This is a genomic window from Maricaulis sp., assembly GCF_030149425.1.
Classification (GTDB): Bacteria; Pseudomonadota; Alphaproteobacteria; order Caulobacterales; family Maricaulaceae; genus Maricaulis.
This window is the reverse complement of record NZ_JASBRQ010000013.1, coordinates 22,164-39,472: the sequence shown is the minus strand read 5'-3', so window position 1 is coordinate 39,472 and position 17,309 is coordinate 22,164. Positions and strand designations below refer to the sequence as shown.

The following is a 17,309-nucleotide window of genomic DNA, read 5'->3' as shown; positions in this document are numbered from 1 at the left end:
CGCCATATTACTCTCCCCTCGGACGGCACCCCAACATCGCCGTCCCTTGTGACTAATCGCCGCGCACACTTCCCCATGCGTCATGCCCGGTCAAGCTTGACAGAGCAGAGGAATGGCTCAGCCGAACAGTCCGGCGCCCTTGGGCGGCTCTGCATTGCGGTGAATATGGGCCCCGAGGATGAGGCCGAAAGCGGCCAGAACCGAGAGCACAACCGTGCCGCCATAGGAGATCAATGGCAGCGGCACGCCGACCACCGGCATCAGCCGCGAGACCATGGCAATGTTGATAAAGACATAGAGCGCATAGGTGCCCGTCAGCCCCATGGTCAAAAGGCGCAGGAAGGTGGATTTGCAGGAAATCGCCACACCAACCGCCTGGGCCATGATCAACGCATTGATCGCCAACACGGAAATGCCGCCGACAAAGCCGAACTCCTCGCCCAGGGCGGTGAAAATATAGTCGGTCTGCATTTCCGGCAGATAACCCAGCTTGGACTGGGTCCCTTCCAGGAAGCCCTTCCCGGTCATCCCGCCTGAGCCCATGGTGATGACGGCCTGGTTGGGGTGGTAGTTGATCCCGAGCGGGTCATAATCGGGATTGAGGAAGGCCCTGACCCGGTCCATCTGATATTCGGCGAGGATGTTCTCGAGCCCGTAGACCGCGATGCCGATGACCCCGATCAATCCCATGACCGAGACAGTAAGGATGAACCACCAGCTCAACCCGGCCATGAAGATGATAATCACCCCGGTCGCAGCGAGCAGCAAAGTCGTACCCAGATCCGGCTGACCGATGATCAGCGCCGCCGGCGCGCCGATCATCATCAGCGGCACAAGAAGGCCGGTCGGCGACGTCACCTTCTCCGTCGGCAGGTCGTGATAGAAGCGCGCCATGGCCAGGACCAGGGCAACCTTCATCACCTCGGACGGCTGCAGGCGCATCGGGCCGAGGTCGATCCAGCGCTGGGCGCCATTGATATTGACGCCGAAGAGCTCGACCAGGAGCAAGAGTGCCAGCGCCCCGAAATAAACCGGATAGGCCACCCCCATCCAGAAGCGGGGCGGGAACATGGCGATAACCAGCATGCCGGTGAAGCCTGCGGCCAGACGCATGGCATGACGATTGGCCCAGGGCGACCAGTCGGCACCGGCAATCGAGAACAGCATGGCCACGCCGGCGACCCCGAGCAGGATGAGCAGCAGGACCAGCGACCAGTTCAGCTCCATCATCTTGTCGCGCAGATCGCGCGGCACGGTCTCGCGGAAAACGGCCATCAGGCGCCTCCGGGCCGGTTATTGGGCGCCAGGCTGGCAAAGACACCCGGACGGCTGGACGGGTCACGCGCCACGGTCCGGCGCAGTATGTCTCGCGCCGGACGCGTCGCGGCACTGGAGCCACCGCCATGTTCGACAACGACGACGCAGGCGTATTTGGGATTGTCCGCCGGGGCGTAGCACATGAAGAGACCGTGATCCCGCAACCGCCAGGGCAGATCCTCCTGGTCGCGCACGCCGGCTTCGCGCTCCTCGGCGGTAATGGAGTAGACTTGGGCCGTCCCGGTCTTGCCGGCCATCAGGACACCCTCGATACCCAGACCGCCAAGCGAGTAGGACGTCCCGCCCGGCTCGTGGACAACGCCGCGCAAACCATCCCGGACCAGCTGCAAGGTGCGCTCCTGCAGGCCCATATAAGGCGCTGGCGGCATCATCGCATTGCGGAACAGGGTCGGCTCGACCATGCGGCCGGAGGCGGTACGCGCGGTCATCACCGCGAGCTGTAGCGGCGAAGCCAGGGTAAAGCCCTGGCCGATGCCGGTATTGTAGGTATCGCCGGTCGACCAACCCTCATTGCGGCGCGCCCGCTTCCAGGCCGGGTCCGGCATCAGCCCCCGGGCGACACCGGCAATACCGATATCGAATTGCTCGCCAATACCAAAACGGCGGGCCATCTCGTGCAGACGATCAATGCCGAGGCGCTGGGCGATCTCGTAAAAGTAGATATCGCACGAGGTTTTCACCGCCTCGTGCAGATCCACCCGGCCATGGCCTTCACGTCTCCAGCAGTGAAAATCGCGATTGCCCAGCCGGGTCGAGCCGGTACAGCGCACCGTCTCTGACGGATCGGCGACGCCATGTTCCAGCGCTGCAGCCGCGACCACGCCCTTGAAGGTCGAACCGGGCGGATAGGTGCCCTGGAGCGATTTGTGAAACAGCGGGCGGTGATCATCATCGCGATAGCGCGCGTAATCGGCAGTCGAAATCCCCAGAACGAAGAGATTGGGATCGAATGACGGGTTGGAGACCAGCGCGATAAGCTCGCCGGTATTGACGTCGATGACGACGGCCGAGGCGCTTTCCTCACCCAATCGTTCGGATGCGTAACGCTGGATGTCGGCGTCCAGTGTCAGGACCACATCCAGCCCGCTTTGCGGCGGAAGCGACTGATCGGGCAACTCACGAATAATACGGCCGCGGGCATCGACCTCGGTCTTCAAGGCGCCGGCGGCACCTCGCAACTGGTCTTCACGCGCGATCTCGACCCCGTTCTTGCCAATCCGGAAGCCGGGATGGCGCAAGAGCCGTTCCGCCTCGGGATAATCATTGGCGATGTCGTTATCATTGGGCGTTTGCACATAGCCCACGACATGGGCGAAGGCCTCGCCATAGGGATAGGAGCGCACCTCTTCCACATCCGGCGTGATGCCGGCCATGTCCGGGGCGTGCAGATTGATCCGCGAAAAGGTTTCCCAGTCCAGATCATTGGCCACCGTGACCGGCCGGAAACTGGCATTCTGGCGTGCTGTGCGCAGAACCCGGTTTCGACGGGCTTCAGAAATCGGCATGAAGGCGCTGAGCTGGTCGAGGGCGGCGTTGACATCGCCCGCCTGCTCCGGCGTCAGCGTAATACGGTAACTGTCGCGGTTTTCAGCCACCGGCAGGCCGAACCGGTCAAGAATGCGACCGCGCGACGGCGGGGTGAGCTGGTAGTTGAACTGATTATCGTCTGACAGCGTCTGATACCGTTCGGTATCGAGCACCTGCAGCGCATACAGCCGTGCGCCGAGGACCGAAAAGGTCAACGCGCCCGCCCCGGACATCAATAAGGCCCGGCGGGTAAACTTCAGTTCCTGTTCCTGGCGATCAGCGCGCATGATACCTCGCGATCACCCCCCAAAACCCGAACTTCTGGACCGACGCCGTCTCAGCACCAGGAAAGCCAGCATCGGGAACATCAGAATTGATGCGATCACCTCGATGATCAAGGGCTGCCAGTCGGCCGGCTGACCCAGCGCGAAACTGCCCGCCGCAAAAGCGATCGCGTGAGCCAGAACCAGCGTGCCGGCAAAACGCAGGACGATCGGCGGCAAATCACGCGGCATGCCGTCCTCGCCTCGGAAGCGGAACACGGCAATCGAGACCAGGTAGGACAGCGCCCAAACGCCCATCGGGGCTCCGGTCAGAAGATCCTGTGTCAGCCCGATGGCGAAGACCGCAATCGGCGGCATGAAATAGGGACGCAGCCCGGCCCACAGGAAGATCACCATCAAGGGCCAGGTCGGCATCAGGGTGATGCCCTCGATCAATCGGGTCGGAGCGGCCTGAAACAGGAGTGCCGCGATAACCGTGAAGACACACCACAGCGCCGACCAGTAAGGCGCATTGCGTTCGCCGGGCTTTCTCATGGCGCATCCTCCACAGCGGCAGCGGCGGGCTCTTCGCCGGTCTCATCCGCCTCGCTGGCCGGCGCTGGCGCATCCGCAGGAAGCTCAGCCGCATTGGCATTGCCGCCCTCGGCCTCGCTAACCGCCAGGTCAGCCGCCGGCTCGGGCTCGGCTTGCGGCTGCTCGGCGCGCACATAGGGCCAGACCCAGACGAAATCGATCGGGGCCTGGTCGGAATACAATTCAATGCGCCAACCGCCTTCACGGGTTGGCACGGCACGACCGATCGGCAGCCCCCGCGGCAAGACCCCGTCATCGCCGGAAGACACGATGCGGTCGCCCTCCTCAATGTCCGGATCGCGGCCAAGATATTCCAGTCGCGGATATTCGGAATTGTCGCCAATCAGGATGGCGCGGGTATTCGAGCGATCGACCATGACCGGGATGCGGCTGTTGAGGTCGGTCAGCAAAAGCACGCGCGCTGAACGGCGGCCAGTCTCATAGACCCGGCCAACCAGGCCATAAAGATTGATCACCGGATAGCCGTCGGCGATGCCACTCTCCGATCCGCGTCCGATCAGGCGGGCCTGAACGAAGGGGCCTTGCGGGTCCGCGACGGTCCAGGCGCCGATCCGGTCCTCAGTAGCGGCTGTCTGCACGTTGAGCGCGGCCTCATAGACCTCGATCCGGTCGCGCTGGCGGTAGGCCAGGTCTTCCCAATAGCGCGCTTCAATCAATTGCTGGCGCAGTTCGGCGTTCTCGCGCGCCAGGTCACCCTGCCGGCGGAAATACGGACCGATCCCCTTGACTGCACGGATGGGCTGGGCCGCCAGCTCAAGCAGCGGCGACGCAATATCAGTGAAACCGGCACGGAAAGAGGCAAAAGCGTCGGAACGCGACGCCGGGCGGTCAAACATGATCAGCGCGCTCGATATCACAATCAACATGATGAAGATCGTGCGCGAAAAACGGACACCGCCGTCCGCATCGTGTCGTGATGCGCGCCTAGACGCCAACGACTTACTCCTTCTCCCCCGCCCCGCCGGAGATTACACGGCTTCAGAGAGAATGGGCCGCCAAACTTTCAAATCTTCTACCGCGCGACCACAACCGAGCACGACACAGGACAGGGCCTCGTCAGCCAAGCTTACCGGCAGACCGGTACGCTCACGCAGTTCGGTGTCGAGATTGCGCAGCAGCGCACCACCACCGGTCAGCACGATACCCTTGTCGACAATGTCGGCCGCGAGTTCCGGCGGCGTGGCTTCAAGCGCCTGTTTCACCGCTTCAACGATCTGCTCGACCGGCTCGGACAGAGAGTCAGCGATCTTGGCTTCGGTGACGGCGATCTCTCGCGGCAGACCATTCATCAGATCGCTGCCTTTGATGTCGAGCGACAGGCCCTCGCCTTTGACCGGCGGCATGGCCGAGCCGATTTCCTTCTTGATCCGTTCGGCAGACGTCTCACCGATCAGAAGGTTCGCGGAACGGCGGATATAGTTGATGATGGCTTCGTCCATCTTGTCGCCGCCGACGCGGACCGAACGCGAATAGACAATGCCCGAGAGCGACATCACCGCGACCTCGGTGGTACCGCCGCCAATGTCGACAATCATCGAACCTGTCGGCTCATCGATCGGCAGGCCGGCACCAACCGCCGCCGCCATCGGCTCGTCGATCAGATAGACTTTGCGGGCACCCGCACCGAGCGCGGATTCATGGATCGCGCGGCGCTCAACAGCGGTCGCTCCGGACGGCACGCAGATCACCACCTGCGGGCTGACCATGGCGCGGCGGTTATGCACTTTCTGGATGAAGTGCTTGATCATTTCCTCGGCGACATCGAAGTCGGCGATGACGCCGTCACGCATCGGCCGGATGGCTTCAACATTGCCGGGCGTCTTGCCGAGCATGAGCTTGGCTTCCGCGCCAACCGCCTGGACGTGTTTACGGCCTTTGTCGACCTTGTAGGCGACGACCGAGGGCTCATTGAGCACGACGCCCCGCCCCTTGACGTAAACGAGCGTGTTTGCGGTACCGAGGTCGATCGCGATGTCCGCAGAAAGCAAACCGAAGAGGCTGTTGAGCATGGGCGCAAATATCGTGAAGTGTGGCGGCAAAGCCGCGGGGCAACTATTTTTCTTGTGCGATGATGCGCCCGATATTGCAAGGGGCGCGATTGTGCAAACGCACACATCAATTAGGGCAAATTCGAGGCGAAGCGGTTTCGCGGCCTTTTAAGCGTCGGCATCGCCCGGGCGATTACGGCGCAGCCAGCGGCGCGCCACGAGCATCAAGGCAATCCATCCGGCCATCGCCAGAACCAGGATCGCGATCACGAAAGGGTTCTGATTATTGAAGAAATCCAGGATGATCTGCCAGCCCAGCGAGACAATAACGATTTTGCAGGCCGCCCCGATCGCCAGGCCGATAATGAAAGCCCAGTAAGGCGTCCGCGTTGCACCAAAGCCCATATTGACGACAATGAAGGGACCGGATGGCACGAAGCGAACGATGATCGACGCCATCAAACCGTTGCGGCCGATAAAGTCGGAAATCCGGTTGACCCACTCCCCGCCATAGCGCCGGACGATGTCGGCACCGAAGCGATAGCCCAGCCCGTAATGCACTGTTGCCGCCGTCAGCGTACCGAGCCAGGCGTAGATAAATCCGGTCACAGGACCGAAGGCGACGACGGCCGCGCCCATCAGGACAAATTGTGGAAAACCGACAAATGACAGTGCGATGAAGATCGCGATGGTCAGCGGCAGGGCAAACCACTGCGTATTGAGCCAGGCAAACCAGGCGCCGACCGAGCTTTCCTCGATATCAAAGACCAGCTTGCCGGCGACGAAGACAACGCCGAGGACGGCGAACAGGCCAAGCGACACCAACACAGCCCGTTGGGCCTTGGCGTCCATACGCATGACGAAATCTACAATGCGGTTCATCGCGCGGCTGATCCCCGTTCGCACACTTACAACTTAGTAAGCATGGATCGGGCCAGCTGCAATGCGGATTTGCGGTGAGGCGCGAGCGTAAATGCGCCGCCGGGTCTGAATACCGGGTGCTGCAGCCGCACATCGCCCCTCACCCTAGCGCATGGTCGAACTTGCTAGTCGTGGCACGGGGAATTATGTGTTGCCCCGAACAATATACGGTTGGCGCGAAGCACATTGCCGCAACGCACCATGATCAATAAACACAAACGCCTGGGACATTCATGAGCTTGTATTCTGACTATCTTCAAGAGATCGAAACACGCAAAACCCAAGGCTTGAATCCCAAGCCGATTGAAGGTGCCGAGCTGGCGGCCGAAATCATCGCCCAGATCAAGGATACCGGCAGCGAGCACCGCGCCCAGTGCCTTGAATTCCTGATCTATAACACGCTCCCCGGCACGACACCGGCAGCCGAGCAGAAAGCCGAATTCCTGCGTGAGATCATCACCGGTGAAATCACCGTTGAGGAAATCTCCGTCGATTTCGCCTTCGAACTCCTCTCGCACATGAAGGGCGGGCCGTCCGTCGATGTGCTGCTCGATCTCGCCCTGTGCCAGGACCGCGTCATCGGCCCGAAGGCTGCCGAGGTTCTGAAATCGCAGGTCTTCCTCTATGAGTCGGACACGCAGCGCCTCGCCGACGCCTATGAGCGCGGCGATGACATGGCGAAGAGCCTGCTCACCAGCTATGCCAATGGCGAGTTCTTCACCGAACTGCCGGAAATCGACGAAGTCATTCAGGTCGTCACCTATGTGGCCGCCGAAGGTGATGTCTCCACCGACCTGCTGTCGCCGGGCAATCAGGCGCACTCGCGCTCCGACCGCGAACTGCACGGCAAATGCCTGATCTCGGAGAAAGCCCAGGAAGAAATCGAGGCCCTCAAGGGCCTGCATCCGGACAAGCAGGTCATGCTGGTCGCGGAAAAAGGCACGATGGGCGTGGGCTCTTCGCGCATGTCAGGTGTGAACAATGTGGCCCTGTGGACCGGCAAGAAGGCCAGCCCCTATGTGCCCTTCATCAACATCGCGCCGATCGTCGGCGGTACCAATGGCATTTCCCCGATCTTCCTGACCACGGTCGGCGTGACCGGCGGGATCGGTATTGATCTGAAAAACTGGGTCAAGAAATTCGACAGCGACGGCAAGCCGGTGCTGGACGAAAACGGAGATTGGGTGCTCGAGCAGGTCTATTCCATCGACACCGGGACGGTGTTGACCATCAATACCAAGACCAAAAAGCTCTACGACGCTTCGGGCGAACAGGAGCTGGCTGATATCGCTGATGCTCTGACGCCGCAAAAGGTCGAGTTCATCAAGGCGGGCGGTTCCTATGCCGTGGTCTTCGGCAAGAAGCTGCAGAGCTTTGCCGCCCAGACGCTCGGCATCAAGGCGCCGGAAGTCTTCGCCCCGTCCCGCGAGATCTCGCATGAGGGCCAGGGCCTGACCGCCGTCGAGAAAATCTTCAACCGTAACGCGGTTGGCGTCGCCGAAGGCACGACCCTGCATGCCGGCTCGGACGTCCGCGTCCGCGTCAATATTGTCGGCTCGCAGGACACGACCGGCCTGATGACCTCGCAGGAACTGGAGGCCATGGCGGCCACGGTGATTTCGCCGTCTGTTGATGGCGCCTATCAGTCCGGCTGTCACACCGCGTCGGTCTGGGACCTCAAGGCCCAGCGCAATATTCCCAAACTGATGAGCTTCATGAACAAGTTCGGGCTCATCACGGCGCGCGACCCGAAAGGCGAGTATCACGCCATGACGGACGTGATCCACAAAGTGCTCAACGACATCACGGTTGACGATTGGTCGGTGATTATCGGCGGCGACAGCCATACGCGCATGTCCAAGGGCGTCGCCTTCGGCGCCGACTCCGGCACGGTCGCCCTGGCTCTGGCGACCGGTGAGGCCACCATGCCGATCCCGGAATCGGTCAAGGTCACCTTCAAGGGCGATCTCAAGGACCACATGGATTTCCGTGATGTGGTTCATGCCACCCAGGCCCAGATGCTCAAGCAGTTCGGCGACAACGTCTTCCAGGGCCGCGTCATCGAGGTGCATATCGGCACCCTGCTCGCGGACCAGGTCTTCACCTTCACCGACTGGACCGCCGAGATGAAAGCCAAGGCGGCGATCTGTATCTCCACCGATGAAACGCTGATTGAATCGCTGGAGATCGCCAAGAGCCGCATCGGCATCATGATCGAGAAGGGCATGGACAATGAGGCCCAGACCCTCGCCGGCCTGATCAAGATCGCCGACAAGCGCATCGCCGAGATCCGGTCCGGTGAGCGCCCGGCCCTCGCCCCGGACCAGAATGCCGACTATTTCGCCGAATTCGTGGTTGATCTCGACGAGATCGTCGAACCGATGATCGCCGATCCGGACGTCAACAATATCGACGTTTCGCGCCGCTACACCCACGACACGATCCGCCCGGTCTCGCACTATGGCGGCGACAAGAAAGTCGATCTCGGCTTTGTCGGCTCGTGCATGGTGCACAAGGGCGATATGAAGATCATCGCCCAGATGCTCAAGAATCTCGAGAAATCCGGCGACAAGGTCGAATTCAAGGCGCCGCTCGTCGTCGCTCCTCCGACCTATAATATTGTCGACGAGCTCAAGGCTGAGGGCGATTGGGAGGTGCTGCAGAAATACGCCGGCTTCGAGTTCGATGATGACGATCCGAAGAATGAGGCGCGGACCGAGTATGAGAATATCCTCTATCTCGAACGCCCGGGCTGTAACCTCTGCATGGGCAACCAGGAAAAGGCGGCCAAGGGTGACACGGTGATGGCCACCTCGACCCGCCTGTTCAAGGGCCGGGTCGTTGAGGACAGCGATGAGAAGAAGGGCGAGTCCTTACTCTCCTCAACGCCAGTTGTCGTTCTCTCCACCATTCTCGGTCGCACGCCGACCATGGAGGAATACAAAGCGGCCGTTGACGGTATCAAGCTGACCGAGTTCCGTCCGCCGCGCGAAAACCTCGCTGCGAGTTCGGTGCACTACTAGGCCCGTTTGAGCACGACACGAAAAAGCCCCTGGCGCTGGCCGGGGGCTTTTTTGTGATCAGCGTCTTTCAGCTTGCGCTCACAACACACCCGGTGCGCGAGCGGGACAGCCCGTCGGTCCTATTCGTCCTCGCCGGCAGCAATGACGGAGAGCTTGGCGCGCTGCATGGCGAGAACACCGAGTTGTTCATCGAGGATTTTCAGGATATCGCGGGCTTCCTGCTGGTCCACCTCGCCCGGTGAGCGGGCGGTTTCAGACAGGGATTCCATCAGGGCGGCGATATTGCGGGCATTGCGGCGACTGGCCTCCCCGGCAAGGGCAAGCCAGTCGGCGTCTTCCGCCTTGTCGATCGGCACGAAGATGCCCCCGGCCAGGGCCGCCAGGTGCTGCGCTGCTGCCTGGGCACCGGCTTCGGTCAGGGTGCAGATACGGGTGTAGGAAATCTCGTTGGTGGAGTCCGGATCGGCCAGTGCATAGACACGGGTCCGGCTCAGATCGAGGAGCTCCATGACCTTGGGAATGCCACCGGCTTCCTCGAAGACGCGCGCGACGACTTCCTTGGGTTCGCCATAGACTCGTTGCTTGACCGGATTAAACGCCATGCTGTGCCCCCGCAATCGGCTTTGGAATCAACTCTATTCTATAAGCATCGCCTAGTTTGGCTATTTCGAGGCAGCGTAAAGCCTTGATCGCAGATCAGCGCCAGCCGCCTCGATGTCCAGCGTCTTGTCGCGGGCCCGGTCTTCGACCATGGCCTGGCCAGCCTCATAGGTTTCAACCCATTTGCGTGCGAAGGAACCATCCTCGATTGCGGCCATCGCCTTGTCGAACGCCGCATTGAGCTCAGGCCCGGCAATATCATCCTCTATCTGGCGCGCCCCGAACTCGGCGGTATCGGAGATGGCTTCATACATGCCGGCAATACCCTGGGCCTGGATGAGATCCGCTAGGTATTTGATTTCGTGCACACAATCGATATAGGCCATGCGTTCGCTCACGCCCGCTGCGACCAGACGCTGATAGCTCGCCTTGGCCAGAGCCACGAGGCCGCCGACCAGAACCACCTGCTCGCCGAACAGATCGGAGACGGTCTCTTCGCGGAAGGTGGTCGGGAAAATACCCACATTGCCCGAGCCGATCCCGGCCAGATAGGCCAGCGCGATCTCCCGGGCGCTGCCCGAAGCGTCCTGATGCACAGCCCAGAAGCCGATCAGGCCGCCACCTTTTTCAAATTCCTGCCGTACTGCACCGCCCGGGCCTTTCGCCGCGGCCAGAATGATATCGGCATCAGCCGGCGGGTCGATCAGCCCGTAATGAATGGAGAACCCGTGACACAGGATCAGCGCCTGGCCCGGCTTGCGATTGGGCTCAATCGCCGTGGTCCAGATCTCGCGATGCGCCTCGTCAGCGGCCAGGAGCGCGATCGCATCCGCCCATGCGGCCGCTTCAGCCAGGCTGACCACCTCGAACCCGTCCGCTTCCGCCTTGGCCCGCGACGGCGACCCCTCACGCAGGGCAATCCTGATCGCCTCGGCGCCGCTATCGCGCAGACAAAGCGCATGCGAACGGCCGTGATTGCCGTAGCCGACCAGCCCCAGCTTCAGCGTCTTGAGCAGGCTCATATCGATATCGGCGGTATAGAGCGCATCGGTCATTGAATTCTTCAGTCCTTAAAACCGCCGAGCATGGCATCGAGCTCGGCGGATCTTTGATCCGGTTCGAGTGACGTGATGCGACCCCAGTCGGCATGTTGATTGCGGAACCAGGTCATCTGCCGCTTGGCATAACGCCGGCTGTCCCGCTTGGCGAGATCGATCGCCTCATCCAGCGGCAATTCATCGCGCAAATGCGCGATCAGCGGCGGCACGCCAAGCGCTTTCATGGCCGGCAGTGACGGGTCGAGCTGGCGTTCCATGAACCGGCGCACCTCATCCAATGCACCGGTCTCCATCATCCTGTCGAAGCGTAGATTGATACGGGCGTAAAGCGCTTCCCGGTCGGGTTCGATGACAAGCCCCGTCCAGCGCCCGGCCGACAGAATAGGCTCGGTCTCGGCATGAAAGCGCGACAGCGCCTCGCCGGTTGCATAGCCGACTTCGACGATCCGCTGCAGGCGCTGACGGTCAGCCGGCTCGATCCGGGCCGCGCCCTGCGGGTCGAGGCGCAGTGCCTCGGAGCGCAATCCGTCCAGGCCTTGTGCTTCGATCAGCGCCTCAGCCCTGGCCCGCGCCGCTGGCGTGATGTCCGGCACCGGCGCCAAGCCCTTGGTCAGAGCATTGAAGTAAAGTCCGGTTCCGCCAACCAGAATGGCGGTCTTGCCACGCGCCTCGACCTCCTCAATCAGAGCCATAGCCGCGCTGAGCCATTGGCCGACGGAGAAGCGCTCACCGGGGTCAATAGTGCCGAACAGGTGATGTTTGGCCTGCATCAGCTCCTGCTCAGACGGGCGCGCTGTTATCAGGGTGAGCCCGCCATAGACCTGCATTGAGTCCGCATTGATGATCTCCCCATCGATACGTTTCGAGGCCTCGATCGCCAGCGCGGTTTTACCCGCGGCGGTCGGACCGGCGATGAGGAGGACGCGGTTCATTGAGGGCTCAGGGTCGCGGTAAAACGGTCGCCCTGGCGGGTGAAGACGGCCGCCCGGCTCTGGCGCGAGGACCGCAAAAGACGCTCGACATCGGCAAGCGACCGGACTGGCGCGCCATCCAGGCTCACCAGGACATCGCCGGGCTGGGGCACAACCAGCCCTCCTCCAAGATAGACATCAGCTCCAGCCAGAACCACGACACCCTCACTGCCCTGTCCGAGGGCCAGGCCACTGACAATAAGCGCGTTGGGGTAATCCTCAGCGGCGACGGGCTCCGTTGTGCCGAGATAAAGGGTCAGCGGCTCGGCCGGCCGTTCGCCGAGTGCGATGTCCATCATCATCATGGCATCATCACGCATGATCCGGACGCTCGCGCTGTGTCCCGGCGCGGCACGCTGAACCCGGCGCATCAGGCTTGAGGTATCCGGGACGGGTTCGCCATCCACGGCGAGAATGATATCGCCCTCACGCAGGCCGCCGCGCTCTGCTGCCGACCCGGAGAAGATGCGGGTCACTACGAGCCCGCGCTGCCCACCCAATCCGGAAGCCCTCATCAGTTCGGGCGGCGTGACTTGCACAGCGACACCCAGATCACCGCGCCGCACCCGCCCGGTCTCGATCAATTGTGGCAGCACCCGATTGAGTTCTGAAGCCGGAATGTGAAACGACACCCCCATGGCCTGACCGGTCTGGCTGAATATCGCCTGGTTGATGCCCACCACATCTCCCGCTGCATTGACCAAAGGGCCACCCGCATCGCCGCGATTTATCGCCAGGCTGGACTGGATATAGCCCACCGGGGATGGCCGCGCTCCGGCAAGCTCCCGGTCCAGCGCTGCAACCAGCCCGGCCTTGAAAGCCAGACCGAGACCGAAAGCATCACCAACGGCGGCAACCGGCTGGCCGACTTCCAGCACCTCTCCCGAGATCCTCAGATATGGCCAAGCCTCGGCGCGGGCGATGCGCAATACGGCCAGATCGCTGGTGGCGTCGGCTCCGACCAGGCGGGCGGGGTAATGCACACCTTGATGCGCGACGGTAATGTGATGCGCGCGGTCGATGACATGGTAGTTAGTGACGACCAGGCCATCCGCTGAGATGAGAAATCCCGACCCGGCGGATTCGCCAAGCCGGGGTTCACTTTCCGCTTCGCCCAGCAAATCGCCGAAACGGGCCAGCGGCGAGTCTGCGGGGATATCCTCAAAGGCGCTCTGACGCCGGCTTTCAACATAGACCGATACGGATGCGTCCATGGTGCGCTGGGCGATACCGGTCCAGTCCTGCGCCGATACCGGCACAGACAGGATCAACATCAAAACCGGAAACAGAACCCGATACATACACCCCTCCCCAGGCACAGGGCGGGCAGTTGACCCCTAGCGGCTCAACAAGACAAGGGGGTCAGGGACGGATCGACTGCAGCACATACTGACCGCCGCGATTGAGCTGGAAGCGTAGCGGTCCGCCGTTGGAATTGGCGACGATCTCGCGGATATCCTCGATCGTCTCCACGCGCGTGAACTCGACCTCTTCAATGACGTCACCGGCCCGCACCTTTCCGGCCGCGTCCGACGTGCCATCCACATCCGTGACCAGAACACCTTCGGCATCGGGATGCACCCGGTAGCGGCGACGGGTTTGCGGCGTCAGCTCACCAAGGGTCATGCCGTACACCTCATTGGTGGCCGGCTGCAGCGGGCTGACCAGCCCCGGCGGCGCAGCCGGGCTGTCCTCGTCTGCATCCCCCTCATCCAGCTCACCAATGGTGACGGTCCGGGTCATGCGGCGATCGCGGCGAATAATCTCCAGCTCGACCGCTTCACCGATTTCGGTTTCCGCTACCAGGCGCGAGAAAATCCGGCTGTCCCGGACGCGGCGGCCGCCATAGGTGAGAATGAGATCGCCCTGGCGCAGATCGACATCGGCAGCCGGGCCATCGGGATCGATAAAGGACAGAATGGCGCCATAAGGCGTATCCAGATCAAAGCTCTCGGCCAGTTCCGCCGTGACTTCCTGCACCCGCACCCCCAGCCAGCCGCGACGGGTCTCGCCATACTCGATCAGCTGATTGACCACACGGGTGGCGATATTGGCCGGGATGGAGAGGGAAATGCCGACGCTGGCACCGGTCGGCGAGAAGATCAGCGTATTCACGCCGACCACATCACCATCCATGTTGAACAGGGGACCGCCGGAATTCCCGGTATTAATCGCCACATCGGTCTGGATGTAATCATCATAGCGGCCGCCGGCATCGCGTCCGCGCGCCGAGACGACGCCTGCCGTCAGCGTGCCACCGAGACCGAACGGGTTACCGATCGCAATCACCCAGTCACCGACACGCGCCGTATCACTGTCACCGAAGGCAACAGACGGCATGGTTTCGCTGGTCTGCATGCGCAGCACGGCAAGATCGGTCACCGCATCAATACCGATGATATCGGCCGGGAAGGTGCGGCCGTCGGGGAGTGACACCTCGACCTCATCAGCGCCGTCGATGACGTGGTTATTGGTCACCACGATGCCGGAGGGATCGATGATGAAACCGGAACCCAGAGAATTGGCGATCCGCGGTTCGTCGCCGAAAATATCGTTGAAGCGCTCCAGCGGCGAGCCTTCCGGGAAGTCCGGCAGGCCATCACCGGCATCGAGCCGCTGCGCCGCCGAGATATTGACGACGGCCGGAGAGAGACGCTCGGCAAGATCGGCAAAGCCGTCCGGCGCAGGGTGCGCATGAACTGCCGCGGGCAGCAGCAGGAAAACAAGGACGGCGAAGATTTTTTGCATGAGCTCAGCGATGTTTGTGGTCTGCAATCAAAACTATGGACCACAGGCATAACGTCAACTCGATAGCTGCGGCAACCGCGCTGACAGCAAGGTGAAAGCCATGACCTTTCTGTCAGGCCCCGGTCACGACAGGCGGAAACAAAAAGCCCCGCTCGATTGAGCGGGGCTGATTGCGGATTTTGAAGAGGTCTACTGACCGCCTTGCTCGCTGAAATAAGCGAAGAACTCGGAGTCCGGCGGGATCACGATGGGCGTGCCCTCCTGAACGGCCAGTTCATACGACTGCATGGAGCGATAGAAGGCAAAGAACTCCGTGTCGCGATTATACGCCGCGGCGTAGATCGCGTTCCGCTGGGCGTCACCCTCACCACGGATACGTTCCGCTTCAGCACGGGCTTCGGCCTCGATAATCGTTGCCTGACGGTCGGCATCGGCGCGGATCTCGGTGGCCTGCTGGTCACCTTCAGCGCGGATACGGGCCGCTTCCTGCTCACGCTCAGAACGCATACGCTGGAAGACGCGGTCTGCGATCTGCTGCGGCAGGTCGGCGCGCAGGATACGGACATCGATAACTTCGATACCGAGATTCTGGTTCGCCACCTGAACTTCGACCGCCGACTGGACCCGCTCCATCAGCGCGGCGCGCTGGCCGGAAATCACGTCCTGGGACGGGATCGAGGCGATAACGCCACGCAGACTGTCATCCATGATCGAACGCAGACGCAGTTCAGCGCCAGCCTCGTTACGGACCGTCTGGTAGAAGCGCAGCGGATCAACGATGCGGTAGCGCAAGAAGGCGTCAACAACGAGGCGGACCTGGTCAGAGGCCTGGATTTCTTCCGGACGCATGTCGAACTCGACATTGCGCTTTTCGAAGATCAGGACGTCATTGATGAACGGCGCCTTGAAGTGCAGGCCCGGATCCGGATTGGTCGGCGAATTAACGGCGCGAACCGGTTCACCGAATTGCAGAACCAGCGCCTGTTCGCGTTCATTGACCGTGAAGACGCTCTGCAGACCAACGAAGATCGCGACGGCACCGACAATCAGAATAAGTGTGCGGATCATCAGTTGTCTCCACGATTACGGTTTTCGCCAAGGCGATCGAGCGGCAGGAAGGGCAGCGCGCCCGCATCACCATCGAGGACAAGCAGGTCGGAACGGCCGAGGACTTGCTCCATGGTTTCCAGGTACATCCGGCGGCGGGTGACTTCCGGCGCCTGGGCGTACTCGTCATAAATGGCGACGAAACGGTCCGCATCACCCTGGGCCTGGGCAATCACTGAGTCACGATAGGCCTGAGCCGCCTGGGTCACCTGGGCGGCGACACCGCGGGCCGCGGGGATCACCCGGTTGGCATGCGCTGTGGCCTCAAGTCGTGCCCGCTCTGCATCCTGTTCGGCAACGTCGACATCGCGGAAAGACGCAATCACGCTTTCCGGCGGCTGCGCGGTCTGCAGGTTGATTTGCAGGATCTGGATGCCGGCCTCGTACTCGTTGAGCGTCGCCTGAACCAGGTCACGCGTGCGCTGGGACACCTCGCCACGGCCTTCAGTGATGATGAATTGCAGGTCGGAGGTACCAATGACTTCGCGCATGGCGCTTTCCGCCACCGCGCGCACCGTGCCTTCCGGATTGCGGATGTTGAACAGGAAGTTGCGCACATTGTCGCCGGTCGTGTCGACCCGCCACTGCACGGCGAAATCGATGTCGACGATATTCTCGTCCCGGGTCAGCATCTGACCTTCCGGACCGGTGCCAATCGTCATCGACTGGGTCGTCGTGACTTCCGGCAAGAGTACGGTTTCAATCGGTGTCGGGAGCTTGAAGCGCAGGCCCGGTTGGGTCGTGCGGTTGTACTCGCCAAAGCGCAGCACGACGCCGTTCTGTTCCGGTGCCACCTGATAGATACCGGTGGTCACGAACCAGGCACCGATCAGGACAACGGCAATAAGGCCGATGCCGAAAGCACCGCCGCCCTTGCCGCCGGAGCCGGATCCGTTGGATCCGCCCTTGCCGCCGAAGAATTTGCGCAGGCTGCCCTGCATCTGGCGGACGACCTCATCGAGATCAGGCGGCTGTTCGCCACCACCGCCTCCCCCGCCCTGGGGCCGCTGCCCCCACGGGTTCTGTCCGTTGTTATTGTTGCCGCCGGAGCCCCAAGGACCCCCGCCGCCACCACCGCTGTTATCATTCCAGGGCATGGGCCGGATTTTTCCTCTTGGTTGTTCGGGCCTCTAAATGAACGCTTGCGGGC

Annotated in this window: 14 protein-coding genes; 1 reads left to right on the top strand and 13 read right to left on the bottom strand. The window is 61.9% G+C overall.

The annotated features are described in order from the left end of the window. Positions 1–117 precede the first annotated feature (117 nt). The 6 genes from rodA to Q1V57_RS03095 all read right to left on the bottom strand — a co-directional run bounded on the left by rodA (position 118) and on the right by Q1V57_RS03095 (position 6,613). The gene (gene rodA / locus Q1V57_RS03120) at positions 118–1,275 is read right to left on the bottom strand and encodes a rod shape-determining protein RodA (protein ID WP_300527513.1); all 1,158 of its coding nucleotides are present in this window, start codon (positions 1,273–1,275) and stop codon (positions 118–120) included. Beyond that, positions 1,275–3,152, bottom strand: coding sequence for a penicillin-binding protein 2 (gene mrdA / locus Q1V57_RS03115; RefSeq protein WP_300527512.1), 1,878 nt, complete (start codon positions 3,150–3,152; stop codon positions 1,275–1,277). The genes rodA and mrdA overlap by 1 nt, the downstream gene beginning before the upstream one ends. A gap of 12 nt (positions 3,153–3,164) precedes the next feature. Next, positions 3,165–3,683 carry a rod shape-determining protein MreD gene (gene mreD, locus Q1V57_RS03110; protein ID WP_300527511.1) on the bottom strand — a complete coding sequence of 173 codons (519 nt, stop codon included), beginning with the start codon at positions 3,681–3,683 and terminating at the stop codon, positions 3,165–3,167. Further along, the gene (mreC, locus tag Q1V57_RS03105; RefSeq protein WP_300527509.1) at positions 3,680–4,609 is read right to left on the bottom strand and encodes a rod shape-determining protein MreC; all 930 of its coding nucleotides are present in this window, start codon (positions 4,607–4,609) and stop codon (positions 3,680–3,682) included. Before mreC ends, mreD begins: the two co-directional genes overlap by 4 nt. Before the next feature lie 102 nt (positions 4,610–4,711). Then, positions 4,712–5,752 carry a rod shape-determining protein gene (locus tag Q1V57_RS03100; protein WP_300527508.1) on the bottom strand — a complete coding sequence of 347 codons (1,041 nt, stop codon included), beginning with the start codon at positions 5,750–5,752 and terminating at the stop codon, positions 4,712–4,714. 147 nt (positions 5,753–5,899) lie between these two features. Next, complete coding sequence (locus tag Q1V57_RS03095) at positions 5,900–6,613, bottom strand: VTT domain-containing protein (RefSeq protein ID WP_300527507.1); 714 nt, start codon at positions 6,611–6,613, stop codon at positions 5,900–5,902. Between the two features lie 272 nt (positions 6,614–6,885). Here Q1V57_RS03095 and Q1V57_RS03090 point away from each other — a divergent pair, with 272 nt between their 5' ends. Next, on the top strand, positions 6,886–9,675 hold the full coding sequence (locus Q1V57_RS03090; protein ID WP_300527505.1) for a bifunctional aconitate hydratase 2/2-methylisocitrate dehydratase: 2,790 nt from the start codon (positions 6,886–6,888) through the stop codon (positions 9,673–9,675). Between the two features lie 119 nt (positions 9,676–9,794). Here the strand turns inward: Q1V57_RS03090 and Q1V57_RS03085 are convergent, their stop codons facing one another. From Q1V57_RS03085 to hflK, 7 genes are all read right to left on the bottom strand, one after another. Beyond that, positions 9,795–10,277, bottom strand: coding sequence for a hypothetical protein (locus Q1V57_RS03085; protein ID WP_300527503.1), 483 nt, complete (start codon positions 10,275–10,277; stop codon positions 9,795–9,797). Between the two features lie 60 nt (positions 10,278–10,337). After that, a complete protein-coding gene (gene ilvC, locus Q1V57_RS03080) occupies positions 10,338–11,330 on the bottom strand; it encodes a ketol-acid reductoisomerase (RefSeq protein ID WP_300527502.1) in 993 nt (330 codons plus the stop codon). A gap of 8 nt (positions 11,331–11,338) precedes the next feature. After that, positions 11,339–12,265: a tRNA (adenosine(37)-N6)-dimethylallyltransferase MiaA gene (miaA, locus tag Q1V57_RS03075; protein ID WP_300527500.1), complete on the bottom strand. Its 927-nt coding sequence runs from the start codon at positions 12,263–12,265 to the stop codon at positions 11,339–11,341. After that, positions 12,262–13,605, bottom strand: coding sequence for a trypsin-like peptidase domain-containing protein (locus Q1V57_RS03070; protein WP_300527499.1), 1,344 nt, complete (start codon positions 13,603–13,605; stop codon positions 12,262–12,264). Before Q1V57_RS03070 ends, miaA begins: the two co-directional genes overlap by 4 nt. 61 nt (positions 13,606–13,666) lie before the next feature. Continuing rightward, positions 13,667–15,052, bottom strand: a complete 1,386-nt coding sequence (locus tag Q1V57_RS03065) for a Do family serine endopeptidase (RefSeq protein WP_300527497.1) — start codon at positions 15,050–15,052, stop codon at positions 13,667–13,669. 189 nt (positions 15,053–15,241) lie between these two features. Further along, the gene (locus Q1V57_RS03060) at positions 15,242–16,120 is read right to left on the bottom strand and encodes a protease modulator HflC (protein ID WP_300527496.1); all 879 of its coding nucleotides are present in this window, start codon (positions 16,118–16,120) and stop codon (positions 15,242–15,244) included. Continuing rightward, positions 16,120–17,256 carry an FtsH protease activity modulator HflK gene (gene hflK / locus Q1V57_RS03055; protein WP_300527495.1) on the bottom strand — a complete coding sequence of 379 codons (1,137 nt, stop codon included), beginning with the start codon at positions 17,254–17,256 and terminating at the stop codon, positions 16,120–16,122. The genes Q1V57_RS03060 and hflK overlap by 1 nt, the downstream gene beginning before the upstream one ends. Positions 17,257–17,309 lie beyond the last annotated feature (53 nt).

Coding starts and splice junctions, on each gene's coding strand:
- rodA (WP_300527513.1), bottom strand. CDS start 1,275: ATGGCCGTTTTCCGCGAGACCGTGCCGCGCGATCTGCGCGACAAGATG.
- mrdA (WP_300527512.1), bottom strand. CDS start 3,152: ATGCGCGCTGATCGCCAGGAACAGGAACTGAAGTTTACCCGCCGGGCC.
- mreD (WP_300527511.1), bottom strand. CDS start 3,683: ATGAGAAAGCCCGGCGAACGCAATGCGCCTTACTGGTCGGCGCTGTGG.
- mreC (WP_300527509.1), bottom strand. CDS start 4,609: ATGTTGATTGTGATATCGAGCGCGCTGATCATGTTTGACCGCCCGGCG.
- Q1V57_RS03100 (WP_300527508.1), bottom strand. CDS start 5,752: ATGCTCAACAGCCTCTTCGGTTTGCTTTCTGCGGACATCGCGATCGAC.
- Q1V57_RS03095 (WP_300527507.1), bottom strand. CDS start 6,613: ATGAACCGCATTGTAGATTTCGTCATGCGTATGGACGCCAAGGCCCAA.
- Q1V57_RS03090 (WP_300527505.1), top strand. CDS start 6,886: ATGAGCTTGTATTCTGACTATCTTCAAGAGATCGAAACACGCAAAACC.
- Q1V57_RS03085 (WP_300527503.1), bottom strand. CDS start 10,277: ATGGCGTTTAATCCGGTCAAGCAACGAGTCTATGGCGAACCCAAGGAA.
- ilvC (WP_300527502.1), bottom strand. CDS start 11,330: ATGACCGATGCGCTCTATACCGCCGATATCGATATGAGCCTGCTCAAG.
- miaA (WP_300527500.1), bottom strand. CDS start 12,265: ATGAACCGCGTCCTCCTCATCGCCGGTCCGACCGCCGCGGGTAAAACC.
- Q1V57_RS03070 (WP_300527499.1), bottom strand. CDS start 13,605: ATGTATCGGGTTCTGTTTCCGGTTTTGATGTTGATCCTGTCTGTGCCG.
- Q1V57_RS03065 (WP_300527497.1), bottom strand. CDS start 15,052: ATGCAAAAAATCTTCGCCGTCCTTGTTTTCCTGCTGCTGCCCGCGGCA.
- Q1V57_RS03060 (WP_300527496.1), bottom strand. CDS start 16,120: ATGATCCGCACACTTATTCTGATTGTCGGTGCCGTCGCGATCTTCGTT.
- hflK (WP_300527495.1), bottom strand. CDS start 17,256: ATGCCCTGGAATGATAACAGCGGTGGTGGCGGCGGGGGTCCTTGGGGC.